Source organism: Flavobacteriales bacterium (assembly GCA_016124845.1).
Taxonomy (GTDB): domain Bacteria; phylum Bacteroidota; class Bacteroidia; order UBA10329; family UBA10329; genus UBA10329.
Genome location: WGMW01000054.1, coordinates 16,259 through 40,341 on the forward strand (window position 1 = coordinate 16,259; position 24,083 = coordinate 40,341).

Below are 24,083 nucleotides of genomic sequence, written 5' to 3' on the forward strand. Positions count from 1 at the left end.
GTATATGCCATACGGGAAGCGTTTCAATGATGTCCGAACGATCACGCTTCCGAATGATCTTGCGGATGGTCAACCACCTACTCTTGAATAACGCATTCCACGGTACATGTGAGCGTCTGTCCAGAATCGGGTACCAGTTCGTAACTGATGTTCAGGATGTCCTCCATCAGTTCTCCCGAGCCCGAAATGGTGTCATTATCAACAACTTGCGCAGCAATGTCAAACGTGGTTCCCGTTACCACGGCATTCACCGATTGTCCAAGGTCGGCAAGGTTGGAGATGATGATTCCCTGCTCGTTGGTAGAATCTGAAGATATTTCTATGCTATAGGTGAAATTTCCCAGATTGCAGGTTTCAGTTGCGGAATAGCTTCCTGTGAAGTCGGCCATTTTTCTTGTTTCACAGTTCACGCCTTCATATTCATTTGGGCACACGCATTTTCCTTCAAAGCAGATGCCTCCGTTCTGGCACGATACATCTTTACATGGGTCGCTCTTACAGCCAAAGAGAACGGGAATGATCAAAAGAGGAAGAAGCAGTTTGCGCATGGAAGAAGGTTTGATTTCGGCCAAATTTAGAAAACGGATCGTTGCACAGGATTTTGAAAAGCTGTTTCACAGAGAGCAAATGAGCAATGGAGATGCACAGAGATGGTCAATTGGGAATATGTCGGTCTGCTTGTGTACACTACCTTATGAAAAACATGCTTTTAGCCACAGAGGCACAGCAGGCACAGAGGTTTTCACAGAGAAAATGCAACTATTTCTGTGTCTCTGTGCCTATTAGCGGATCAGCATAGTTGGGAATGAATGCTGATGACCAAAAGATACAGCTACGAATTGATGATTGCCCGCGATCGGTCGTGTATTGAAGAGCAACGGTTTTTCACTTAGGTCAAACATCTCTGTGAAATAATCGATGGTCATTGTTCCAAAAACCACGAAGTGCCTTTCTGAGAAATGACCATCGGAGCGTTACTTGGTTGAAAACATCGGATTGGCCTTTTCCTACCTTTGGGCGCATTCTCAACGCCATGAAATTCAAAAGGGAAGATCTTTCAGACGAGCAACTGCTGGAACTCTATCATCAGCTGCTGAAACCACGATTGATAGAGGAGAAGATGCTGGTGCTTCTGCGTCAAGGAAGGATCAGCAAGTGGTTTTCAGGAATCGGTCAGGAAGCCATTTCGGTGGGTGTGGCTGCGGCTTTGGCGGAGGATGAGTTCGTTCTGCCCATGCATCGCAATTTGGGCGTTTTCACTTCGCGCAAACTTCCCTTAAATAGGCTCTTTGCGCAGTTTCAAGGAAAAGAAAGCGGTTTCAGCAAAGGGCGGGAGCGCAGTTTCCACTTCGGAACGAAGGAGCATCATATCGTTGGGATGATCTCGCACTTGGGGCCGCAGATGGGCATTGCCGATGGCATTGCGCTGGCGCAGAAACTGGATGCCACCAAGAAGGTAACCGCTGTGTTTTCAGGCGATGGCGGTGCCAGCGAAGGCGATTTCCACGAGAGCATCAACGTGGCAGCCGTGTGGGACCTTCCTGTCATCTTTATTATCGAGAACAACGGTTACGGACTGAGCACGCCAAGCAATGAGCAGTTCCGTTGCAAGCAGTTCATTGACAAGGCCATCGGTTACGGCATCGAAGGCGTGCAGGTGGATGGCAACAATATTTTGGAAGTTTATTCTGCGGTATCGCATATCAAACAGAAGATGCAGCAGGATTCCAAGCCTGTGATCTTGGAATGTCTCACATTCCGTATGCGCGGACATGAGGAAGCCTCAGGAACCAAGTATGTGCCGAACGAACTGATGGAGGAATGGGCCAATAAGGATCCCGTGAACAACTTTGAGGCATTTCTGAAAGCAGAAGGAATTCTGACGGAAGAGATTGACAATCGGCTGCGCGAAGAGATCAAAGCAGAGATCACCGAAGGTTTGGAGAAAGCCTTTGCGGAGGGTGAGATCGAATCATCGCCTGAAAAGGAACTGAGTGATATTTATGCGACACATGTTCATCAACCTGCCGATCCGAATGGTGCTAAAACCGAAATGCGATTGATCGATGCCATTTCGGATGGCATGCGCGAGGCGATGAGGCAATTCCCAGAGCTGATATTGATGGGACAGGACATTGCCGAGTATGGTGGCGTTTTCAAGATCACCGAAGGTTTTGTGGATGCTTTTGGGAAGGAGCGCGTTCGCAACACACCGCTGTGCGAATCGGCCATTATCGGAACGGGGCTCGGCCTTTCCATCTCTGGCAAGAAGGCGATGGTGGAGATGCAGTTCGCAGATTTTGTGACCTGCGGTTTCAATCAGATCGTGAACAACTTGGCCAAATCGCATTACCGCTGGGGACAGAACGCAGACGTGGTGGTACGCATGCCAACAGGTGCAGGAGTAGGAGCGGGGCCGTTCCATTCGCAGAGCAACGAGGCATGGTTCACACACACACCAGGACTGAAAGTGGTCTATCCTGCGTTTCCGTCCGATGCCAAAGGATTGCTCATCTCTTCCTTCGAAGACCCGAACCCTGTGATCTTCTTCGAACAGAAAGCGCTTTATAGAAGCATCAAGGAGGAAGTTCCTGAAGGGTATTATAATGTAGAGATCGGCAAGGCCAAGCTGGTGCGCCAAGGTTCGGATGTTTCCATCATCACCTACGGAATTGGCGTGCATTGGGCCATGGAATTCCTCGATGCCAACACGGATGTTTCTGCCGATCTGCTCGATCTGCGCACCTTGCTGCCGTTCGATAAGGAAGCTGTGCTGGCAACCGCAAAGAAGACGGGACGCGTCATCATCCTGCATGAAGACACGCTGATCGGTGGTTTTGCCTCCGAGCTTTCCGCATTCATTACCGAGAACGCATTCGAGTTTTTGGATGCGCCTGTTATCCGTTCGGCAAGTTTGGATACGCCTGTGCCCTTTGCCAGCAAATTGGAATGGCAGTTTCTGCCGAAAGACCGTTTCGCGAAGCAGGTGAAAGGTCTATTGGACTATTGATATGCAACGGTCTTTTCCTGAATAGTTTGTTGATTCAATAGCTTCAAGGTCATTTCTCCAACCAAACAACCAATTCGTTTCCAGTAGGGTCTGCAAAATGGAACTATTTGCCATATTCGGTGAATTGACATCCGAAGCAAGTAGATCAGAAGATTTTTATCTCCTCCAAGTTCTTTTCGTAGAGTTCGATGTGGGTGGAGGTCATAAAGTTGATCAATTACTACACTAAAAAGAAACGTTGATCACGTATTCGCCCGATACTTCCACCTGCGCCAAATAACCTCCTGTTACGGTTTCCAGTTCCTTCAGTTCGGCATTTTGTCCTGAAATGGTCGGAGTGCCGAACCGGTTCGGGATCCACACTTCGGTGGTTCCAGTGGTGGTGGCCTCTGCTTCCAGTGTCATGGTGCCATCATCGGGGTTGCAGACAAGCGATGTTGGAATGCCGTGAATGGCATTGGGCCGTGTTCTTCCCAGCACATGCAGGTACAGTTCGTTCACCGTTCCTGTAAAGTTGGCGGAGCCATCCAGCTCGATCAGCATCATTCCCGGTCCGGGACCGGCAGTTCCACCCCATTCCAAACTATGCGGGTCACCGACCGATTGCGACCATTGCCACCATGTGGAAGAGCCGAAGTATTCATCTTCGATGGCCGCGAACCGCTTCACCTTGCTGATGTCTGCGTTCGGGTCACCGAAGTAGCCCCATTCGCCAATAAATGCCAAAGCTTCAAAATTTCCCACAATAGTGTTTATGAGCTCATAACCCTGTTCAATTGTCTCGGAGAAGGAGCCGAACGACTCGAAGTAATGATGCGGAGCCAATACCAGATTGGCTTCGGTTATCAATGACGGTTCCGGAATGGCGAATAGTGTCGGTTGACCCTGAAACATGATTCCATTCTCGACAAAAATGATATGCTGATCTCCTGAACCTTCTGCCTGACGTATGGCAGAAATGAGCTGCAAATAGTAATCGGTGAATTTTGTCCGTTCATTCTCAACGGGTTCCTTGTAGCCGAGGCTCGGTTCGTTTATCAGGTCATAACCGACCACATTCTCGTACTGTGCCGTGGCCTGGATCACCTGCTGCCAACTGGCAATGCAGGCATCGGCAATGCCATCGGTATTGTCCCAAAAGTTCTGAAACGCATGGATGACGGCAGGTGAGTTCTCCCGCGTACCGTCCACAGTACAGGTCGATTGTCCGTCTGTTATCGTGGCCCACTCAGGGGCTCCGTCCCAACCCTTGTTCGGGTATTCACATACAGAGTCAGGTGGAGTTGCAATGTACTTTCCCCATGCGTCCTGATGCATGTCGAGGATGACGTAGATGTCGTACTTGGCGGCCTCCTGGATCACCTGCTGTAGCTGCTGTATGTAGGCTTGGTCGTATTCTCCCCGATCGGGTTCCACAGCACTCCAACTGAACAACAGTCGGATGCAATTGAGGCCATATTGCGCCATGATGGCGAGATCCTGCGGGTCGTAGGCTTTGGTGGGCGGGACATTCGGGTCTCCTTGCCAGTAATCGCCCAAGGCATTGTAATTCGCACCACGGAGGATGACGTATCGGTCGTTGACATCATAGATGCCAGGGTTTTCGCCCCGCATGGCATGAAGCAGTTTCGAATCGGGCGGGGTTTCGGTGTTCTTCTTGCAGCCCGAAACATATACAATGGCGGACAGCAGGAGGGCAAGACGGATGTTCATTCGCATGATTTTCTGTTAGAGGAAGAACCAAAGCTAACGGTAAGTTATTTATCCGACCAAACGGCCAACTCATTGCCAGCAGGGTCTGCGAAGTGGAACCGTTTGCCACCTGGGAAGGAATAAATATCCTGAATGATGGTACCGCCAGCTTGTAGGATGGTGTCTTTGATGTACTCCAAATTCTCATGGTAGAGCACCACCAGCGCACCGTTTACAATGGGTTTGTCCGTTTTCTCAAAACCACCTTCCAGACCACTGTTGGAAAATGCTACATAATCAGGGCCATAATCGGTGAACTTCCACCCGAAGCACGTGGAGTAGAACGCCTTTACCGCTTCCAGATCCTTGGCGTAGAGTTCGATGTAGTTGATGTGGTTGGAGGTCATAGATCCATAATTGGTCAGTAAAGAAAGAAAAACCGTTTAACGGAAAGGTTATGGGGTTTCTTTGTCTGCTTCACACCTATAGCCGTTAAATTCTTCTGCTTAGCTGAGCATTTAGACGGTCCAAAACGTGCTGTTAACGTATGGTAACGTATGGATAAAGTACTTATACGTTCAGCTAACTCTCCTAATTGAACTGAAAACTCTACGGAATGAATTGCTAACTCTATGTAATGTGCTGCTAACTCTATAAAGTATGCTTTTAACTTCCATAGGTGTTCAACTGACTCTTCTAAATGAACTGCTAACTCTACCAATTGTACGGATAACGAGGCATGCGTATTGAAGAAGGGAATTCTTACCTTTGATAAGGTTTCAAAAAACACCTTCGTCATGGGAAGACCAGTAAAACGATTACCGCCACCTGTTGTAAAGCATTCGGGTAAAATGGATAGGGAAGCATTGGACGCCAAGGGCGGCCTGCTCGAATCGAAGCGCGGCCATTGGGTACGCAACGAGTTGAAGCGCCTGGAAGTAGGCGAACTCTACTTTGTGCACCGCAACGAATGGAATTGGAAAGGGAAGGCCAACGGCCCCGCCCGCATTGTGAGCGACCTGAACAAGAACACCAAACTCAAATTCAAGACCTGGCTGGTGGCCGATGGCACCGGGTGGGCCATTGAGAGGTTGGAGTGATCGATGTTCAGCGATACGCCCGCCAAGCCCGTCACCCTGAACTTGTTTCAGGGTCTGATCTGATTTTCTGTAGATGCTGAAACGAGTTCAGCATGACGCGCATCTGAACGCCTTTACCGCTTCCGGATCCTTGGCGTAGAGTTCGATGTAGTTGATGTGGTTGGAGGTCATTTCTCAGTTTTTATTCAGAAGCCTTCTTTGCGCAATACTGTCCCAATTTCGATTCTAATCCATAGGCGATTGCATAATATGACCAGTGTTCCTTTTTCCGCCAAGTAATTAGTTCAAGGTAAGATAACTCCCGTTCATCAAGGTTTTTGTCTAATTCGAAATGCTTTCCAAAAGCAAGATTTCCCCTTAATTCAAACGGAATGTCATCGGGTTCCACGCCCAAGTATGTTAGCATCATAATGCTCTGAAGCACTTCCAACGATTGTTGATACTCGAGATTATTATGAATCTTGGTTTCCTTCGTACAAAAGTTGATACAGTCGAAGAGGAAGTAAAAACTTCTCTGCAAATCTTCAATCGTGCAATTAAGGGATTGGAGAGATTTGTAATAGCGTTTATCGGATTGATTATTCGAATGGAGTTCCGCAATAATGGACATGGCTTTTCCAATTGAAGTGGAATCGCACAACTCGAATTTATTACTGGTACTACTCATATAGAATTGCTGTGTTTGAATGCAATTGAATATTCGTTGGTTAAATCTTCCCCGCCACGATTGTCAAAATCTCCTGCTCCATTTCAATGGCCTCGTCTTCGTGGCGTTTGGCGCGGGTAAGATACCGACAAACCATTGAAATGGTTCGTTTTCGGGCGCATCCGCATAGCCCACGGTTTAAACCGTGGGCTATGGGTGGGCATCGTTCACGGAAATGGTTTCAACCTTCAATTCATGTCATGGAATTGGGGTTCGGTCGTTATTGCCCACGATTAATATCGTGGGCTGGCGGGTTTCAACCATTTTTGTTCAGACCATACAGATCTAAAAACGCATTGTATTCCTCTTGGAATGTCTTTTTGGCGTGATGCTGCTTTTGGTTTCGAATGTATCTGAACGTCTTATCAACAACCGATTCGCTCACCGAAAAACACGCATATCCGGTTTGCCACGAAAACCGCTCTTCAATAAAATTACTCTGATTGATGAAATGCGATGTACTGCCTTTAATCTGCTTGATGACCTCTGCAACCGATTTTTTCGGGTTCAGCAGAAACAGACAATGAACATGGTCTGGCATGCCGTTTATGATGCGAACAGGGCACCCTGATTCCTCGAACTGTTTGCGCATGAAATTAAAAACGGCCTTTTCTATTCTGGACGTAACGAACGGTTGGCGGTCTTTGGTTGCCCAAATGGCATGTATCCATATTTGATTGTACGAATGCATACGCTGAATTTAGAAAAACCATTGAAATGGTTGGTGTCTCTGGGGCATTCTCATAGCCCACGAATTAATTCGTGGGCTATCGGTCATTGAATATCCATCGATTTCATTGCCTACGATTCTATTGCCCACGGTTTAAACCGTGGGCAATTTGATTTTCCCCTCCACAATCTTCAAGATTTCCTGCTCCATTTCAATCGCCTCGTCTTCATGGCGTTTGGCGCGTGCAAGAATGTCGGTCACAAATTCCTTGTCTTTGAGGCCAGCGGCATTGATCTTCACATTGAGGTGCGCGCCCATCACGGCAGTTCGAGCGCAGAGCGCACCAACACCTGCATCGGTCACGGAGTTCGGGTTGCCCGTTTCGGCCATGGCCTTGATCAACCCGAACGAACTGTGCGAAACCTCCATCACACGGAAAGGCACTTGAATGGCATATTTGGTGGCCGTCTGAATGGCCTCCGAACGCGCAATCTTCTCGGCATCGGTTCCTTTCGGTAGCCCGAAAGCCGCCATAATGGCGTTGAACGAAGCCGTGTCCTCATCCACCAAGTGCAACAGCTCGTCTTTGATGGACTGACCTTTTTCGGCCCACACGGAAAACTCCTCCCAACGGTCGTCCCAACCGCGTTTGTGGCTGCTGAGGTTGGCAACCATCGTGGCCAGCGAAGCACCCAACGCACCCACATAAGCCGAAATGGAACCGCCACCGGGCGCAGGACTTTCGCTCGCGGTCTCATCCGCAAACGCAGTCAGGCTCATGTCTACCAATTTCTTGCTGGTGTCTTCCTGCCGCATCTTGTATTCAATAATGCGCTCTTTCGGGTCGAAAGGAGCGAGGTCATCCAATCCCAATGACTTCACCGCAATTTTCACCAATTCACTTTCCGAAACACCCACCGAACGCTGCTGCTTGCGCAGGAAATACTTGCCTGCTGCGGTCATAGCCTTCAGCGGCACCAACCCGACCAACTCCGAACCCGTTACGCGGATGCCACGCTCGTTGGCCTTCTCGCAAGCGGTGTCAAACGCCTCGTGCATCGAAGTGATGCTGATGTTGGTGAGGTTGAGCGAAACCTGCGCAATGCCGTATTCCTCAATGTACCAACCGATGCCTTTCACGGCTTTCAGCGCACCTGGTTCGCGCTTCGGTTCGCCTTTCTCGTCCAGCACGATTTCGCCCGTGATCGGGTCGCCCTCGCGCAGCACACGACCATTTTCCCGTAGGTCGAATGCCATGGAATTGGCCCTGCGCACGGAAGTTGTATTGAGATTGATATTGTAAGCCACAAGGAAATCACGCGCGGAAATGGCGGTAACGCCCGAATACTTCACGCGGTCGTTGTATTCATCTGGTCCGAAGTCGGGTTTCCACGCAGGGTCGGCCAGTTTCTTTATCAGCCCTTCGTACTCACCAGCGCGACAAGCAGCCAAGTTTCTGCGTTTCGGTTCTGAGGCTGCGTTCTCGTAGTAATACCCTGAAATGAGCAATTCCTTTCCAACACGCGCACCCAGTTTATGGGCGTATTTCGCCACTTCGTCCATCTCAATATTCGCAATTGGAATCAGTGGACACACATCTGTAGCGCCAAAACGCGGGTGCTCGCCTGTGTGCTTGCTCATGTCAATGAGCTCTGCCGCTTTCTTGATGAGCAGAAAGGCTGCTTCGATCACAGGTTCAGGTTCGCCCACAAACGTGATCACCGTTCGGTTGGTGGCCGCACCAGGGTCGACATTCAGAAGTTTGACGCCTTCCACGGTTTCCACCACGCTGGCAATGGCATTTATCTTGGCTTTGTCGCGTCCTTCAGAGATGTTCGGAACGCATTCTATGAGTTGTTTCATTTTCTTAATGTAGGGGCGTATGGCAATACGCCCAGTTTATAATACGGATTGGTCATGCGGGCGTATTGCCATACGCCCCTACAGCATAGCCATTAATGATAACCGTCTCCACTAAATTACTCCCAAAACTGTAGGGAATATTATTGATGGAATTGATGGGTTTGGTAATGATGAGGTTGGCCTTTTTTCCTTTGGTGATGGAGCCGAGTTCGTGCTGCAATTCCATGGCAAAGGCACCATTCATGGTCACTGCATTGATGGCTTCTTCGGGCAGCAATTTCATCCGCAGACAGGCCAATGAAACCACGAATGGAATGTTTCCGCTCGGGGTGCTGCCTGGGTTGTAATCAGTAGCCAGGCAAAGCGGCAGATCGGCCTCGATCAGTTCGCGTGCTGGTGCATACGGAATTCCCAAAAAGAACGAGCAGGAGGGAAGCACTGTTGGAATGACATTACTGAGGGCAAGGTCCTTCTTGTCCTGTTCGGTCATTACTTCCAAGTGATCCACGGAAATGGCTTGGTGCTCAACTCCAACCTGAAGACCGCCAATGGAAGTGAACTGATTGACATGGATCTTCGGTTTCAGTCCGTGTTTCTTGCCCGCTTCCAGAATGCGCGAAGTCTCTTCAGGCGTGTAGTAATTGGTTTCGCAGAACACATCGATGTAATCGGCCAAACCTTCTTTGGCAATTACGGGCAGCATTTCCTCAATGATCTGTCGGATGTATTCCTCACGGTTCTGTTTGTATTCGGCAGGAATGGCATGCGCCCCAAGGAAAGTGGCTTTGATAGTGAGCGGATGGTTTTCCTTCAAATGCTTGATGACGCGCAGCATTTTCAACTCGCCTTCCACGGAAAGTCCGTAACCGCTTTTAATTTCCACAGCGCCCGTTCCGAGATGCATGATCTCGTTCAACCGCATCATACCGCTACGAATGAGTTCGTCTGATGAGGTGTTCGCCAGTTTCTTAGCTGAATTCAGAATACCACCACCAGCCGCTGCGATCTGTTCATACGTCAAACCTTTTATCCGACCAACGAATTCCTCTTCTCGCGTATCCGCAAAAACCAAATGCGTGTGACTGTCGCACCAAGCGGGAAGTACCAGTTTTCCAGAAGCATCGATCACTGTTTGGGCTTGATGCATCGAGCCCCTACCATCATTCATCGAACCGTAATCTTCAATGATTCCGTGCTTGATCAGCACCCAAGCATTATCGATGCTTGGAAGTTCCCCCATTTCCTTTCCACGAACGGGGTCGCTGGTTTCTTCCCGAACCTGAACAAGCTGCTTGATATTCTTTATCAGAAGTGCTGACATCTGCGTTACGAATTACGAATTGAATGCGAATATGCGAACCTGCTTAAAAGAAAACCAATGGCAGGGGAGAAAGCATTCGTCATATTCGTACCGCTTGCGGTATTCGTAATTCGTAACCTCATTTATCATCAAAAACCCGCTTCATGACATCATCTATATCATGCAATTCCATTTCGCCACTATCGATCTTCGCAGCGCATTCCATTACAATGTCTTGCTGCCATTGCGGAATTTCATACTCCTGACTTGCTCTTGCATAATCAAGCGTCTTCAGCAATTCCATGAATTCATCATAGTGCTGGTCGTCAATGTCCACGGTAATTTTCATGTGTATAAAGTTAGTGAAACGCTTTGGTGAAAAGGTCGGTTTTCGGATGTCAGTTCCTTAATTTCGAAGCCAACCACAACCGTATGAAAAACCTCGCATTGCATTGGAAGATCATCATTGGCCTTGTGCTCGGTGTGATCTTCGCTTTCGTCTCCAGCGCACTCGGTTGGAGTGAGTTCACCATCAATTGGATCGATCCTTGGGGGAAGATATTCATCAACCTGCTGAAGCTGATCGCTGTGCCGTTGGTGCTGTTCTCCATCATCAAAGGAATCTCTGGCCTGCACGACACGGCCAAGCTTGGGCGAATGGGCGCCAAGACGCTGCTATTCTATCTGCTCACCACGGTCTTTTCTGTTTCCATCGGGTTACTGTTGGTCAACTCGTTCTCACCAGGAAAATTGGTGGATGAGGAACAGCGGACGGACAACCGCATCCGCTACGAACTTTGGGCGCAGCAGGAACAAGTGGAGGTGAAAGACCAGAAGTGTCTGCTGTGCGATGAGACGAATTCTGCGCGAGTAGAAACCGTCCGTGGTTTGATGTCGGCTGAAGAACCAGATGCCAGCCTTGCTTCCAAGATGCAATCGGCACACAGAACGAAGGATGACGGCCCGTTGCAGTTTGTAGTAGACATGGTGCCGAGCAACATTTTCCTTTCGCTGAACAACAACGGATTGATGCTGCAGGTCATCTTCTTCGCCATCTTCTTCGGAGTTACGCTCATATCCATTCCACGCGATGTAGCGCAACCTGTCATCAACTTTGTGGATGGCATGAATGAGGTCTTCCTGAAAATGGTGGACATCGTGATGCAGGCCGCGCCATTCTTCGTGTTTGCGCTGCTGGCGGGTGTCATTTCCAAAATGGCTGGAGACGACCCGAATGCCGTGATAGAAATTTTCAAAGGTTTGGGTTGGTACAGCCTTACGGTGGTTGTGGGTTTAGCGTTTATGATCTTCATTTTCTATCCGATGTTGGCCAAACTGATGGTGAAAGGGATGAACTACAAGCGATTCTTCCGTGCCATTTCGCCTGCGCAGTTCTTGGCGTTCTCAACGAGTTCGAGTGCGGCTACGCTGCCTGTGACCATGGAATGCGTACAGGACAATCTGGGTGTGAGTGAGGAAACGACCAGTTTCGTACTGCCTATCGGTGCCACGGTGAATATGGATGGAACCAGCATGTACCAAGCGATCGCTGTGGTGTTCTTGGCGCAGTTCCATTTGGTGAATCTCGACCTCACACAGCAATTGACCATTGTTCTCACCGCAACGCTTGCCTCCATCGGTTCGGCTGCCGTGCCAAGTGCAGGGTTGATCATGTTGATCATTGTGCTGGAAAGCGTTGGGTTGAATCCTGCTTGGATCGCCATCATCTTTCCCGTGGATCGGATTTTGGACATGTGCCGAACGGTAGTGAACGTTACGGGCGATTGTACTGTTGCTACCATTGTGGCGGCTTCCGAAGATCAACTCGACCGTGAAGCTTGGACGAAATTAGATTGAGAACAATATAGATGTATCGATTCACGTACCTTTAAATTCTCTATAAAGGACAAGCTAAAATGAGCGACAACGGTTCGGATAGTAAAGATGGAAACAAGGTTGAAGAACCCGTTTTCGGCTATTCTGTCTCGCTTACGCCTGCGGAGGTGCGTCAACGGATACACGACTATTTTGCCACTCAGAAGGCCGTGAAGCGGGCTTGGTTGTTCGGATCTTTTGCACGAGGAGATCAGGACGAGAGCAGTGATGTGGACATTCTGATCGAGGTGCCGAGAGAACAGATATTCACGCTGTTCGATCTCGCAGAGATACAGCATGTGCTTCAAAATCAACTGAACAGAAAAGTTGACCTTGCCATGACAGGTGCTCTGAGAGAAGCATTCAAAAAGAACATTGCCAAAGATCTTCAGATCATCTATGAGGGATAAACGCGTTACCGAAGCAGACAGGGTCAGACATGCCATTGAAGCTATTCGCAAGGTCACAGGCTTCTGTGAAGGAATTGGTCGTGATGAGTTTGAAAGAAATATGGTTGTGCATTCAGCTTGTCTTTATCAATATACGATCATAGCCGAGGCATTGTCGCATGTTGATTCTGACCGTCTTTCCAAATATGAATACCCGTGGTACAAGGTCAAATCTTTTCGAAATTTCATTCTTCATGACTACCACTCCATAGCTCTTACAACAGTTTACGATACTACGGTGAATGAACTGCCCATGCTGGAAAAATTGCTCATCGAGATCCTTCAAAAGGAATTCTCTGAAAAACCATAATAACATGAGACGTTCAAGGTTCTAAACATCTTGAAGGTCTCGACATCAAACAAGAACAATAGTTACTGTTACAGGAACATCAACCAAAAGACCATGAAAAAACTACTTATCGCATTCGGAGTCATACTCGTACTTCTTGTGGCGGCCATTATTGTGGTGCCAATTGTATTGAAAGAACCTATCACCAAAGCGGTGAAAGAGGAGGCGAACGCCAACCTCAACGCCACCATCGATTTCGGTGATGTCAACATTTCTCTGTTGCGCTCTTTTCCCGATCTGTATGTCGGTATCGGAGAGCTTTCCGTTACAGGCAAGGGCGATTTTGAAGGTCGCACACTCGTATATCTGAAAACATTGGCATTGGATGTGGATCTGATGAGTGCCTTCAACGGTTCGCCCGTTGTCAACCAGATAACGTTGGCGGATGGTTTGGCGAATGTGATCGTGCTCGAGAACGGCAAAGCCAACTACGACATCGTTCCAGAAAGTGAGGATGCTGCGGAGGCGGAAACGACCGAATCATCTTCGGGTGCTTTCAGCGTCAAGCTCAAGGAATTCAAGATAAGCGGGCTGGAGGTGATGTATACCGATAAGCAAGGCGGAATGACCTTTAGCACGGATGCGCTGAACCTGACCCTCGGTGGCGATTTCTCTGCCGACCAGACCAACATGAAAACCAACGTGACGATGGACAATACCAAGCTCGCCATGGGCGGAATCTCCTACCTGAACGGAGTGGAACTGGCCTTGGACGCGGCTGTGGATGCCGACCTCGCCAATAACAGCTACACGCTGAAGAACAACGAATTCCGCATCAACGGGCTGCATCTTTCTTGGGATGGAACCATCAGCATGCCGAACGAGAATGACATCAATCTCGATCTTGCTTATGCTGCGGCCAAAACGGAGTTCAAAGAGGTGCTGTCGCTGGTACCGGCCATCTACGCCAAAGATTTTGCCGATGTGCAGGCCAGCGGTTCGCTGGAACTGAACGGCATTGTGAAGGGAACTTACAACGACAACACGATCCCCGGTTTCACCACCAATCTGAAAGTGGGCAACGGGCAGTTCAAATATCCCGATCTACCGAAGAGTGTGGACAACATTGCCATCGACCTGAATGTGATGAATCCGGGTGGCGATGTCGATTTCACGGTCATCGACCTCAAGCAGTTCAAATTCCAATTGGCGGAGAATCCGTTTGATGTGAGGGCGCTGGTGAAAACCCCTGTTTCGGATCCGAACATCGATGCCTCCTTCAAAGGCAAGATCGACCTGACCAGTTTGGCCGATGCCATTCCGATGGAGGAGGGCGACAAACTTTCGGGGACCATCATCGCGGATGCGCAGATGAAAGGCAGACAGTCGGACCTTGACAAAGGCCGCTACGACAAGTTCAATGCCACGGGCGAGTTCATTCTGATGGACATCGTTTATAGCACCGCCTCGGTGGCCGTTCCCGTAGAGGTGAAGTACGCGCAGTTCAAGTTTGCGCCCAAATTCTTGGAGCTGGCCTCATTGGATGCCAAGGCAGGGAAGTCCGATTTCAAGATGAAAGGAAAGATCACCAACTACCTTGGTTATGTGATGAGCGATGGCGTTCTGCAAGGCGATTTCACCTTCAACAGCACGCTGCTTGAAGGCAACGAGTTGGCGGGGCTCAGCACTTCGGAAGAGGCTCCTGCCGAAACGGAAGGAACGCCACAGGGCGGTGAGACATCGAACGAGCCGTTCGTCATTCCCAAGAACCTCGACCTTTCGCTCAATACCGACATCAAAAAAGTGGTGTATGACAACATCAACCTGCTCAACACCAAAGGGCAGATCACGGTTCGCCACGGCAAGGCCGATCTGCGCGGACTCACCTTCAACACGCTTGGCGGCTCGGTGGCCATGAGCGGCTATTACGATAGCAGCAACGAGGCGAAACCAAAACTCAACTACGATCTGGACGTGCAGAACGTGGTGCTGAAAGAGGCTTACAACACCTTTGGAACGGTGAAGAAGTTGGCGCCCATTGCCGAACATACCGAGGGCAAGGTATCTGTGAAATTCAACGTGATGGGAGCGATGAAGAGCGGCACCGAGGTCGATTACAATTCGCTTACGGGCGGGGGAAGACTGATGTCGCCAAGCCTGAAGATCACTGGAACGGAAGCACTGGACAAGATCGCGCAGGTGGTAAAGATCAACGCGTTCAAAAATCCTGAAGTGAAGGATGTGAATCTTAGCTTCAAGTTCCTGAACGGCCGCGTCAATGTTTCGCCTTTCGATGTGAAGATCGGACCCGTTTCGGCCAACATCTTCGGCAGCCACGGTTTCGATGAGACCATGGATTACGTCATCAGCACCAGCGTGCCAACCAGCGCGCTCGGCAGTCAGGCCAATGCGGTCATCAACGGACTGGTGGCGCAGGCCAATTCGCTCGGGGCCAAGTTCAGCGCGGGCAACAGCATCGATGTGGACATCCTCGTAAAAGGAACTTTCAAGGATCCGAAGATCACGCCTGCCTTCAAAGGCACCAGCGGTGGCGGTACGGGCAATGTGGTGGAAGACCTGAAGCAGCAGGCACAGGACGAACTGAAAAAGCAGCAGGAGGAATTGGAGCGCAAAGCCAAGGAAGAGGCCGACCGCCTCAAGCGCGAAGCAGAGGAGCGCGCCCGTGCAGAGGCAGAGCGATTGAAGAAAGAGGCCGAGGACCGCGCCAAGAAGGAGGCGGAGAATGCGCTGAAAGGACTGTTCGGTAAACCAAAAAAGTAAAGGTCAATAGTCGATGGTCAACGGTCAACGGTCATTGAAGAAAAGAAGCCATCTGCGGACAACAGTAGATGAGCTACTGTCAACAGTAGATGGTTTTCTATCGATAGTGGAAGGTCGACTGCCAACAGTAGAAGATCTACTGCAAACAGTAAAAGGCTCACTGGCAGCAGTAGAGGACCTACTGCAAACAGTAGAAGACCGACTGTCACCAGTAGAAGGTCTACTGCCAACAGTAGAAGACCTACTGCAAACAGATAATGGTCTACTGTCAACAGTAAATGATTCGCGGTTTGCGGTCGTCCCGCTTTCTTGCCCCCTTCTGCCAACCGTCAATATAGATATCAGATACCAATTTTGAAGCGAAAGATGCCTGTTCTAAGAATTTCCGTCCTTATACCGTGTCTCTTGTCTCTGTTCACGCTCCAGGCGCAGAACCCCGATGCCTGCGACATGCCAGGCAATAAAAAGGTTCAGAAACTTTGGGAGGAAGCGCAGAACGAACGCAAACCATCGGTGCGCAGAGAGCTATACAACCAGATCATCGAGCAGGAACCCGAGCATTTCGGGGCCATCTTCGCCAAGGCATACGACCAGCTGAGCAGGGCAGAGAAAGACCCGTTCAGCAAAGGCATCGGCTTCGGCTACAAGCCCATGAAGGAGGTGGCCGACCTCTGTCCCACCTACCACATGTACCCCTACTACTACATGGGCCTCATTGAGATGCAGAACAAGAAGTTCAAGGAGGCAGGGGAGAATTTCAAGAAGTTTCTGGAGATGGAATTCGACAACCCCGAATGGTACCCCAAAGACTATGAGGAGAAATATCTGCAAGCGGAGCAATGGGTGCCGCAATGCGCCTATTACGATTCGCTGTATTCGCACCCCGTGCCGTTCAATCCCACGGTGGTCAAGGGCATTTCCTCGCGCGATAACGATTACCTCGGCATCATCTCGCCCGATAATGAAGTGGCGCTGTACATCCGAAGGCATTTCGTCAAGCGCAAGAACGACCTCACGCCACGCGAGATAGAAGAGTTCATGCGCAGCAAGCGATTACCGAATGGCGAGTTCGATGACGGGACGCCCATGCCCAAACCCTTCAACGTGACCGAAAATGTGGGCAGCGCCACCCTCACCATCGACAACAAGCGCATGTTCCTCACCATTTGCGAGGACAATGCCGATGGCTACAAGAACTGCGACATCTTCTATTCCGACTGGCATTATCACGGTTGGGACGAGCCGATCAACTTGGGAGAGAACATCAACGGCAAGAACTCCTTTGAAGGACAGCCAGCTGTAACGCCCGATGGTAAAACGCTCTATTTCGTTTCCATCCGCGAGGATTCCATCGGTAGCATCGACAACATGGACCTTTACGTTTCTGAACTACAGGAAGACGGAACGTGGGGCCCTGCCAAGAATCTCGGCACCACCATCAACACCAAAGGCCACGAGAAATCGCCCTTCATCCACGAGGACAGCCACACGCTCTACTTCAGTTCCGATGGCCACAATGGCATCGGAGATTTCGACATCTACTACACCCGCCACGATTCGCTCGGCCATTGGACCAAACCGCAGAACATCGGCTTTCCCATCAATACAGAAGGTGCCGATGTCGGCTTCTTTGTGGCCGTAGACGGAAAGACGGCTTTCATCAGCAGCAACGAGCGCGAGGATGGCGTGGGCGGTTGGGACATGTTCAGCTTTCCGCTTTACAGGGAGGCGCGGCCAGAGAAGGTGCTCTTCCTGAAAGGCCATTTGAAGGACGAGAACAACAAGCGCATCACCGATGCCACCATCAAATTCAAGAACATGGAGACCAAGGAGGTGCATGAGGTTGATGTCGACACCCTGACGGGCGAGTACGTGGCGGTGATGAATTTCAGCAACGACCTGGTGATGACCGTGGAGAAGAAAGGTTCCGCGTTCACATCACGCTACCTTTCCACGGCCGATAGCAGCCTCAACGACATCAAGAAAGTGGATGTGGAAGTGAAGCAGGTGAAGGTGGGCGAGGCATATAAACTGCACGATATCCACTACGGTTCCGACCGCTACAACCTCGACAAAGAGTCCATCAATCTGCTGGGCGAATTTGCGGAGTACCTGAAGAAGAATCCGAAGATGAAAGTGGCCATCCACGGCCATACCGATAATGTCGGCTCGCCAGCGGATAACCTCAAACTGTCCGAAAACAGGGCAAAGGCGGTTTACGATATTCTTGTGAAGAACGGTATCAGCGCATCGCGCCTCTCTTATAAAGGGTTCGGAGAGACCAAGCCTGTGAAATCGAACGATACCGAGGCTGGCAGGGCAGAGAACAGGCGCACCGAGTTTGTGATCACGTCAAACTGATCCAATGATCAGAACTTTTCCATTTGACTTTGGTTAATGGCATATCTGATCAATTGTAACTTAATTTGCAGCCCAATAACCGACTCACCCAAATCTATTAGATGGAAGCAGCCGAACTCAAGACCAAACTGAAAGAGCAGATCATCGAGTATCTGAATTTACTTGATTTTACCCCGGAGGATATTGACGATGATGATCAGTTGTTCGGTCCCAAATTCGACCTGGATTCTATTGACGCGTTGGAGTTGAGCGTGCTTTTGGAGCGCGAGTACGGCATTAAAATGACCGACCCGCAGGAAGGACGCAAAGTGCTGGTTACTGTGAATACCATGGCCGATTACATCTTGGCCAAGAAAGCCGAAGCGTAAGCCAATGGGCCGTGTGGTGGTCACCGGCATTGGGGTTATTTCCGCCATCGGGAATAATGCAGCAGAAAATCTCGCAGGCCTCAGAAGTTGCACAACGGGAATTGGCAAGGCCAAGTTCCTCGATTCGCGCTACGCGGATGAATTGCTTTTCGGAGAAGTGAAACTGAGCAATGAGGAACTGCGGAAGGAATTCGATCATCTGAACCAGCAAGGTCTCACACGTACAGAACTGTTGGCATTCGTGGCTTTCCGCGAAGCAGTAGCCAACGCTGGCCTTTCAGTAGAAGACCTAAGATCGTTCGACACGGCTTTGCTTTCAGGAACAACCGTTGGCGGCATGGTGGAGATGGATGCCATTTATGCGGATGCGAATACGAATGAGAAGCCATCGCCCTACGTCAATTCGTACCGAAGTGGGGCACACACGCTGCAATTGGTCAAAGCATTCGGGTTGCGTGGTTACACGGATACCATGAACACGGCCTGTTCGTCATCAGCCAATTCCATCATGCTCGGTGCGCGGATGATCAAAGCAGGGAAAGCCAAAAGGGCTATTGTGGGCGGAGTGGACAGCTTGGCGAAATACACGGTCAATGGGTTCAATTCGTTGCAAATTTTCTCGGATGAGATCACGCGCCCGTTCGATGCCAACCGCAAAGGTTTGAACTTGGGCGAAGGCGCAGCCTACTTGGTTCTGGAGAGGGAAGAGGATGCCGTAGGAAAAGAAATTTGGGGCGAGGTCCGTGGCTACGGAAACACCAACGATGCGTATCATCCGAGTTCCATGTCGCCAGAGGCAGTTGGTGTTCGTGGCGCCATCAATGGCGCATTGAAAACGGCCGGTCTCCAACCTTCCGACATTGATCACGTGAACGCCCACGGAACAGGAACAGAGAATAACGACTACACCGAAGTACATGGAATGACGCAGATATTCGGGGAGATTCCACCGTATGTTTCCACGAAATCCTTCACAGGTCATACACTTGCTGCGGCAGGAGCAATTGAAGCTGTTTTCAGTTTTTTCAGCATCAAGCATCAGGAAATCTACCCAACCTTGAACTGGCAAACGCAAATGCCTGAGTTCAATTCCAAACCACAAACGGAATTCAGCAAAGTCAGGATCGATCATGTGCTTTCCAATTCGTTCGGGTTCGGTGGCAATTGCAGTTCACTTATTCTTTCAAAGGTTTGAACTACGGATTTCAAATAACCACCCCCAGCCCCTCCCTTCGGCAAGCTCAGGGCGAGCTCTTCAAAAGGAGGGGAGCTTGGTCTTCGATCCAACATTTGATCAGCGTGCCAGCTCTCCCCCTCGAAAGGGGGAGTACTCCGCCTAAGGCGGAGGGAGGGGGTCAAAAACGCAATCATGTTTATTAAAGACCTGACCTGTATATCGCCCCAGAAAACTTTTGACGAAGACTTCTTCTCAACCGAACCTCTCGTTTACGCAGGTTCGCAATTGCAGGCCGTAGAACCGAGCTATGAGGAGATTCCACGCGGTCAACTCCGCAGAATGGGCAAATCGAACCGAATGGCCACGGGCGCGGGAATGCCATTGCTTCAAAAATGGAAGACCGATGGCATCATCATCGGAACGACTGATGGCGGCATGGAAGAGTGCCACCGTTTCCTCAATCAGATCATTCAATACGAAGAAGGAACACTTACACCAACGGGTTTTGTGCAGGGCGCGCCCAGTTCTCCTGCTGGTGGATTGGCACTGATGGCTGCCAACAGCGGTTACAATAACACGCACAGCAATAAAGGACTTTCGTTCGAGAATTGCCTGATGGATACCGACCTGCTTTTCATTGAAGGAAGAGCCAAAAGCCTGATGGTCGGTTGTGTGGAAGAAATCTCTCAGGCACAATACCGTATCGAAACGCTGGCAGGTTTTATCAAGAAAGAGGAGGTTTCTACCGACAAACTCATCGGTTGCGGAACGTCTGGCGCGGTGAATGGCGAAGGAGCGGCCATGTTCATCCTCGAACCGACTTCCGAAAACGCGATTGCGGAAATTGTTGATGCCGACATGATCTCTTATCCGACCTTGGATGACCTTACTTCCAAGGCCAAACGGCTGTTGGAACGTAACGGTCTGAGCGTTTCAGACATTGATGCTTTGATGCTCGGCTATTCGGGCGATGCCAATTCCGATAACTGGTATGACGATTTTGCGAAGCAACTTTTCCCAGAAACTGGAATCCTTTCATTTAAAAATCTGTTTGGAGAAAACCCTTCGGCAAGTGCCTTTGCCACGTGGTTTGCAGCACAATTGGTCAACGGAAAACCTGTGCCTCAAATGGCGGTTCAGAAACCCATTTCAGGCGACCTGAAGACCATTCTCATTTACAATCATTACCAAGGGAACCAGCACGGATTTGTATTGGTAGCAACCCCCTAAATCCCCCAAAGGGGGACAACTCCCATCTTTGTAAGACGATTGTCCGGATGGTTACATCCCTTGTATATGTGGGACGCTTCGTTCCTCAGCGAAGCAAATCGAAGCACCAACTCGTCCGCGTGTTTCCCTGACGAAGGAAGGGGCTCTTTATTTGATTTTGATACGCCATCTTTTTCGGTGACAGCGGTTTTGGACAGCTTCCAGAAAAGATAGGGTTGGGGGTGGTCGAAACTCTGCTACATTTAGACCATGAGTACAGAACTGGAAATCGTCAGCACACGGGTTTTCAATTTCCCGCTGGAATTGGTTTTCCGTGCGTGGACAGAACCCGAACATTTGGCTGCGTGGTGGGGACCGAAAGGTTTTACCAACACATTCCATGAATACGACCTGCGACCTGAAGGCCATTGGCGTTTTACCATGCACGGACCTGAGAAAGGCAACTATGAGAACCATGCGGTTTTCGAACGTATTGAACGGCCGACATTCCTTTCGTGGTATCGGCTTTCGCAGCCGCTGTTCAGAGTAGAGGTAAGTTTTGACACAGTTTCAGCCGATCAAACTTCGGTTGTGTTCAAAATGATCTTTGACGACCTTGATCTGTGCAACACCATCCGAAAGTTCGCACCCGAAAAGAACGAGGAGAATTTTGATAAACTGGAAGTAGTCTTAGCAAAGATGCTAGCTGCTCAGGATTGAGCCTTCCGCAAACTTTCTTCAGCTGCCTCAATCCCTTTTTTCAAGTTCAATTTGAACTCACCAGCCGCTGATTTCAACTCGGAAATCAATTCATTCGAACAGCCACCAACATAAGTTGAAGCCACACCAATGCCTTGCCACAGGTTCGGTCTTCGGTCTTCAGAAAAATGGTTGAGGATGTTCACCACTTTGGAAACTTCTCCTTTCGTGACATACCAAATGGCGCGACCAACACCTTGGTCAAATCCAGCTTGGTATTCGGGTGTGATATTCTCAGGAATTTGTTGAGTTCGAATGGTGGCACGTCTTTGAAACAACCCATTCCAATACCCGAATCCATCCAAAACCTTTACCTGCATTTCAGGTGCGATCTGAGATAGTGTGTCTCGGAGTTCAAGTCCCCCTTTGGGGGATTTAGGGGGTTGTTCAGCAATTGCCCAGCCCAAACCGATATGAACTTGAGTGGCGTGCTTTGCCGTTTTCTCAGCATAAACCTTCCAAGTTTCCATGGAATTTGCCAACGCAACACCTACGGAAGCACCTTCAAATGCCACCGAACGGTAACGCGGTTCGAACTTGTTCAGTTCGGCAATGAGTTCATCCAAACCAAGTTCCTGTTCGCTGAGCGTGCGTCCCTTTTGGAACGTGGCCACTACGGTTACTATGTTCTCGGTAATACTCAATTTGGCTGATACGAATTACGAATGAATACGAATATGCGAATTAGGCTGCAGGTTACGGCATTCGTCATATTCGTATCGCGAAGCGAGATTGGTAATTCGTATCAGCTATTTACACCTCAACCGTCTCAGGATACGGATACAGCCACATGCGCCTCATCTGACTTGCAATGTGTTCGTGGCGTGGTAGCACCACGCTGTTCACGCTTTCCAGTTTGCGGTCACCGTTCAGGCTCATGGTGTACGGGTCAACTTCAATATCCATCGAAGTTCCGTGCGCCAAGTTGCTGAACAGTCGGAACGTTTCGGCTGCCACGTGTTCCAGCACACCGATGTTCGAATAAAGCTTGTCGAGCATTTCCTGCGTAGTGTATTCCTTCTCCACAATATCTTCTTGGAATTTGCGCAGAAAATCGAGGTCGAACGGGTCGGTGTAGCGTTCGGTGATGTCGGCCGTGTCGTACGGCATCATGTCTTTGAACAGCATCTGCATTTGGCGGCTCAGTTCGCCATAGCGTTGCAGCAGCGACTTCGGCCCAGCGGTCATCTGTCGCATCAGGTCGAGGTTGGTGAGGCCGTTATTGATGAAAAGCAGCGTGTTGATGCTCCAGTACGCGCCCCAATCCCAGAATATCTTGGCCACCATCACCTGCGTGCTGCCCCACATCGGGTATTGGCCCGTGTAGATCGGCATCCAGTTATCGAACAGCGCGCGCAGCACTTCCGAGTAGAATTTGGTGCGGAAGAAGATGTCTTCGCCTTTCAGGTCGCGCTGAATGAGGTCGGCCGTCCATGTGTTGGCCATCGAAATGAAATCGGAACCAGGCGAGTAGAACGGATCGGCAAACAGGCCAGCTTCGCCCACAACCGTCCAACGGTCGGTGTGGAACAACTCGCCCGAACCGTGCGCAAAATGTTTCATCTGAAGGAAATCCAGGATCTTGCCGCCTTCGCTCGTCTTCGCTTTCAGTTCTTTGGAAAGCTGCGGTTCCCACTGCTCGATCCACGCCAACGCCTTATCGAGTTTGTTGTACGTTTCCAACGGATGGATGGCGGGATCGGCCACAATGCCGACACTCGTTTTGCCGCCCACCAGCGGAATGATCCACACCCAATAACCCTTGTCCATGAGGTGAACCGTGCTCAGATAGCGCAGTCCAGGCTCTACGTACGAATGCCATTTCGGGTCATCGCTCCATGTGTCGATGTCGATCTTCCAATCCACTCGGAACCATGCCGAATTCACATCGTGCGGATGCGTTTGTGCGAAACCGAATTTCCGCTTCAGAATGCTGGCGCGACCAGAGGCATCCACCACCCAACGCGCATCGGTGGTCACTTGCTCACCATTCACGGTGTAGGTCACCGAATGCTTTTCCGTGCCCATGTCAACGCTGTCCACCTTAGCACCGAGTATTACTTCATTCCCAGCTTCGCGACTGAACGTCACAAGGTCGTTCTCCAACACGCCACGGTCCAGCTGATGGCTCGGAACGGGCAGCAGCACCTTCGGTCCCAATTCCACACGCTTGTGGATGGTTTCCTTGTGCTTGGGCGAGAAGAAGAAGCGCAGTCCGTGCTTTGGCAGTTGCTCGCGGTCGAGGTAATCCTTCAGTCCGAGCACCTCGCGTAGGTAATGTGTGGCCAACTCTACGGTGCTTTCGCCCACTTTATGGGCCGCATCGGGAGCCGCGTCATCGCGCTTTTCCAGCACCAGCACACGGATGTCGGGGTTCTGTTTCTTCAGTTGAAGCGAAAGGGTGAGGCCCGCAAGGCCGCCACCGAGTATTACAACATCATATTTTCCTTTCATGGAATAAGTAGATTTTCTGT

21 protein-coding genes are annotated in these 24,083 nt (G+C 50.1%); 11 read left to right on the top strand and 10 right to left on the bottom strand.

The window, feature by feature from the left end:
* Nucleotides 1–77 precede the first annotated feature (77 nt).
* On the bottom strand, nt 78–548 hold the full coding sequence (locus GC178_17095; GenBank protein MBI1289286.1) for a hypothetical protein: 471 nt from the start codon (nt 546–548) through the stop codon (nt 78–80).
* A gap of 485 nt (nt 549–1,033) precedes the next feature.
* Between GC178_17095 and GC178_17100 the strand changes: the two genes are divergently transcribed.
* Nucleotides 1,034–3,010, top strand: a complete 1,977-nt coding sequence (locus GC178_17100; protein ID MBI1289287.1) for a dehydrogenase — start codon at nt 1,034–1,036, stop codon at nt 3,008–3,010.
* Between the two features lie 225 nt (nt 3,011–3,235).
* Here GC178_17100 and GC178_17105 read toward each other — a convergent pair whose 3' ends face one another.
* Both GC178_17105 and GC178_17110 read right to left on the bottom strand, forming a co-directional pair.
* Nucleotides 3,236–4,729, bottom strand: coding sequence for a cellulase family glycosylhydrolase (locus GC178_17105; protein MBI1289288.1), 1,494 nt, complete (start codon nt 4,727–4,729; stop codon nt 3,236–3,238).
* Nucleotides 4,730–4,767: 38 nt separating this feature from the next.
* Nucleotides 4,768–5,109, bottom strand: a complete 342-nt coding sequence (locus GC178_17110; protein MBI1289289.1) for a VOC family protein — start codon at nt 5,107–5,109, stop codon at nt 4,768–4,770.
* Between the two features lie 390 nt (nt 5,110–5,499).
* Here GC178_17110 and GC178_17115 point away from each other — a divergent pair, with 390 nt between their 5' ends.
* Nucleotides 5,500–5,802, top strand: a complete 303-nt coding sequence (locus GC178_17115) for a hypothetical protein (protein MBI1289290.1) — start codon at nt 5,500–5,502, stop codon at nt 5,800–5,802.
* A gap of 962 nt (nt 5,803–6,764) precedes the next feature.
* Here GC178_17115 and tnpA read toward each other — a convergent pair.
* From tnpA to GC178_17135, 4 genes are all read right to left on the bottom strand, one after another.
* Nucleotides 6,765–7,199 (bottom strand): IS200/IS605 family transposase, encoded by a 435-nt coding sequence (tnpA, locus tag GC178_17120; GenBank protein MBI1289291.1) that lies wholly within the window; start codon nt 7,197–7,199, stop codon nt 6,765–6,767.
* Nucleotides 7,200–7,331: 132 nt separating this feature from the next.
* Nucleotides 7,332–9,041, bottom strand: coding sequence for a glutamate formimidoyltransferase (ftcD, locus tag GC178_17125; protein MBI1289292.1), 1,710 nt, complete (start codon nt 9,039–9,041; stop codon nt 7,332–7,334).
* 52 nt (nt 9,042–9,093) lie between these two features.
* The gene (locus GC178_17130; protein ID MBI1289293.1) at nt 9,094–10,362 is read right to left on the bottom strand and encodes an imidazolonepropionase; all 1,269 of its coding nucleotides are present in this window, start codon (nt 10,360–10,362) and stop codon (nt 9,094–9,096) included.
* A gap of 118 nt (nt 10,363–10,480) precedes the next feature.
* Nucleotides 10,481–10,690: a hypothetical protein gene (locus GC178_17135; protein MBI1289294.1), complete on the bottom strand. Its 210-nt coding sequence runs from the start codon at nt 10,688–10,690 to the stop codon at nt 10,481–10,483.
* An 83-nt stretch (nt 10,691–10,773) separates the two neighbouring features.
* Here GC178_17135 and GC178_17140 point away from each other — a divergent pair, with 83 nt between their 5' ends.
* From GC178_17140 to GC178_17155, 4 genes are all read left to right on the top strand, one after another.
* The gene (locus tag GC178_17140; protein ID MBI1289295.1) at nt 10,774–12,198 is read left to right on the top strand and encodes a cation:dicarboxylase symporter family transporter; all 1,425 of its coding nucleotides are present in this window, start codon (nt 10,774–10,776) and stop codon (nt 12,196–12,198) included.
* A gap of 59 nt (nt 12,199–12,257) precedes the next feature.
* Nucleotides 12,258–12,626 carry a nucleotidyltransferase gene (locus GC178_17145; protein ID MBI1289296.1) on the top strand — a complete coding sequence of 123 codons (369 nt, stop codon included), beginning with the start codon at nt 12,258–12,260 and terminating at the stop codon, nt 12,624–12,626.
* Nucleotides 12,616–12,975, top strand: coding sequence for a DUF86 domain-containing protein (locus GC178_17150; protein MBI1289297.1), 360 nt, complete (start codon nt 12,616–12,618; stop codon nt 12,973–12,975). The genes GC178_17145 and GC178_17150 overlap by 11 nt, the downstream gene beginning before the upstream one ends.
* 93 nt (nt 12,976–13,068) lie before the next feature.
* Nucleotides 13,069–15,735, top strand: coding sequence for an AsmA family protein (locus GC178_17155; GenBank protein MBI1289298.1), 2,667 nt, complete (start codon nt 13,069–13,071; stop codon nt 15,733–15,735).
* 17 nt (nt 15,736–15,752) lie between these two features.
* On the opposite strand, the gene GC178_17160 is transcribed toward GC178_17155, so the two are convergent.
* Nucleotides 15,753–16,007, bottom strand: a complete 255-nt coding sequence (locus tag GC178_17160; protein MBI1289299.1) for a hypothetical protein — start codon at nt 16,005–16,007, stop codon at nt 15,753–15,755.
* Between the two features lie 94 nt (nt 16,008–16,101).
* Here GC178_17160 and GC178_17165 point away from each other — a divergent pair, with 94 nt between their 5' ends.
* From GC178_17165 to GC178_17185, 5 genes are all read left to right on the top strand, one after another.
* Nucleotides 16,102–18,096, top strand: a complete 1,995-nt coding sequence (locus tag GC178_17165; GenBank protein MBI1289300.1) for an OmpA family protein — start codon at nt 16,102–16,104, stop codon at nt 18,094–18,096.
* 101 nt (nt 18,097–18,197) lie between these two features.
* Nucleotides 18,198–18,464, top strand: a complete 267-nt coding sequence (locus GC178_17170) for an acyl carrier protein (GenBank protein ID MBI1289301.1) — start codon at nt 18,198–18,200, stop codon at nt 18,462–18,464.
* Between the two features lie 4 nt (nt 18,465–18,468).
* Nucleotides 18,469–19,659: a beta-ketoacyl-[acyl-carrier-protein] synthase family protein gene (locus GC178_17175; GenBank protein MBI1289302.1), complete on the top strand. Its 1,191-nt coding sequence runs from the start codon at nt 18,469–18,471 to the stop codon at nt 19,657–19,659.
* A 174-nt stretch (nt 19,660–19,833) separates the two neighbouring features.
* Entirely contained in the window at nt 19,834–20,871 is a 1,038-nt protein-coding gene (locus tag GC178_17180) for a hypothetical protein (protein MBI1289303.1), read from the top strand.
* 249 nt (nt 20,872–21,120) lie between these two features.
* The gene (locus GC178_17185) at nt 21,121–21,570 is read left to right on the top strand and encodes an ATPase (protein ID MBI1289304.1); all 450 of its coding nucleotides are present in this window, start codon (nt 21,121–21,123) and stop codon (nt 21,568–21,570) included.
* Here the strand turns inward: GC178_17185 and GC178_17190 are convergent.
* Together GC178_17190 and GC178_17195 are read right to left on the bottom strand one after the other, a co-directional pair.
* Nucleotides 21,561–22,253: a DUF1702 family protein gene (locus tag GC178_17190; protein ID MBI1289305.1), complete on the bottom strand. Its 693-nt coding sequence runs from the start codon at nt 22,251–22,253 to the stop codon at nt 21,561–21,563. The genes GC178_17185 and GC178_17190 overlap by 10 nt on opposite strands.
* Nucleotides 22,254–22,362: 109 nt before the next feature.
* Nucleotides 22,363–24,063 (bottom strand): NAD(P)-binding protein, encoded by a 1,701-nt coding sequence (locus GC178_17195; GenBank protein MBI1289306.1) that lies wholly within the window; start codon nt 24,061–24,063, stop codon nt 22,363–22,365.
* Between the last annotated feature and the right edge of the window lie 20 nt (nt 24,064–24,083).

What these genes read in the sequence shown, in the direction of transcription:
- GC178_17095 (MBI1289286.1), bottom strand. Translation starts at nt 548, where the DNA reads ATGCGCAAACTGCTTCTTCCTCTTTTGATCATTCCCGTTCTCTTTGGC.
- GC178_17100 (MBI1289287.1), top strand. Translation starts at nt 1,034, where the DNA reads ATGAAATTCAAAAGGGAAGATCTTTCAGACGAGCAACTGCTGGAACTC.
- GC178_17105 (MBI1289288.1), bottom strand. Translation starts at nt 4,729, where the DNA reads ATGCGAATGAACATCCGTCTTGCCCTCCTGCTGTCCGCCATTGTATAT.
- GC178_17110 (MBI1289289.1), bottom strand. Translation starts at nt 5,109, where the DNA reads ATGACCTCCAACCACATCAACTACATCGAACTCTACGCCAAGGATCTG.
- GC178_17115 (MBI1289290.1), top strand. Translation starts at nt 5,500, where the DNA reads ATGGGAAGACCAGTAAAACGATTACCGCCACCTGTTGTAAAGCATTCG.
- tnpA (MBI1289291.1), bottom strand. Translation starts at nt 7,199, where the DNA reads ATGCATTCGTACAATCAAATATGGATACATGCCATTTGGGCAACCAAA.
- ftcD (MBI1289292.1), bottom strand. Translation starts at nt 9,041, where the DNA reads ATGAAACAACTCATAGAATGCGTTCCGAACATCTCTGAAGGACGCGAC.
- GC178_17130 (MBI1289293.1), bottom strand. Translation starts at nt 10,362, where the DNA reads ATGTCAGCACTTCTGATAAAGAATATCAAGCAGCTTGTTCAGGTTCGG.
- GC178_17135 (MBI1289294.1), bottom strand. Translation starts at nt 10,690, where the DNA reads ATGAAAATTACCGTGGACATTGACGACCAGCACTATGATGAATTCATG.
- GC178_17140 (MBI1289295.1), top strand. Translation starts at nt 10,774, where the DNA reads ATGAAAAACCTCGCATTGCATTGGAAGATCATCATTGGCCTTGTGCTC.
- GC178_17145 (MBI1289296.1), top strand. Translation starts at nt 12,258, where the DNA reads ATGAGCGACAACGGTTCGGATAGTAAAGATGGAAACAAGGTTGAAGAA.
- GC178_17150 (MBI1289297.1), top strand. Translation starts at nt 12,616, where the DNA reads ATGAGGGATAAACGCGTTACCGAAGCAGACAGGGTCAGACATGCCATT.
- GC178_17155 (MBI1289298.1), top strand. Translation starts at nt 13,069, where the DNA reads ATGAAAAAACTACTTATCGCATTCGGAGTCATACTCGTACTTCTTGTG.
- GC178_17165 (MBI1289300.1), top strand. Translation starts at nt 16,102, where the DNA reads ATGCCTGTTCTAAGAATTTCCGTCCTTATACCGTGTCTCTTGTCTCTG.
- GC178_17170 (MBI1289301.1), top strand. Translation starts at nt 18,198, where the DNA reads ATGGAAGCAGCCGAACTCAAGACCAAACTGAAAGAGCAGATCATCGAG.
- GC178_17175 (MBI1289302.1), top strand. Translation starts at nt 18,469, where the DNA reads ATGGGCCGTGTGGTGGTCACCGGCATTGGGGTTATTTCCGCCATCGGG.
- GC178_17180 (MBI1289303.1), top strand. Translation starts at nt 19,834, where the DNA reads ATGTTTATTAAAGACCTGACCTGTATATCGCCCCAGAAAACTTTTGAC.
- GC178_17185 (MBI1289304.1), top strand. Translation starts at nt 21,121, where the DNA reads ATGAGTACAGAACTGGAAATCGTCAGCACACGGGTTTTCAATTTCCCG.
- GC178_17195 (MBI1289306.1), bottom strand. Translation starts at nt 24,063, where the DNA reads ATGAAAGGAAAATATGATGTTGTAATACTCGGTGGCGGCCTTGCGGGC.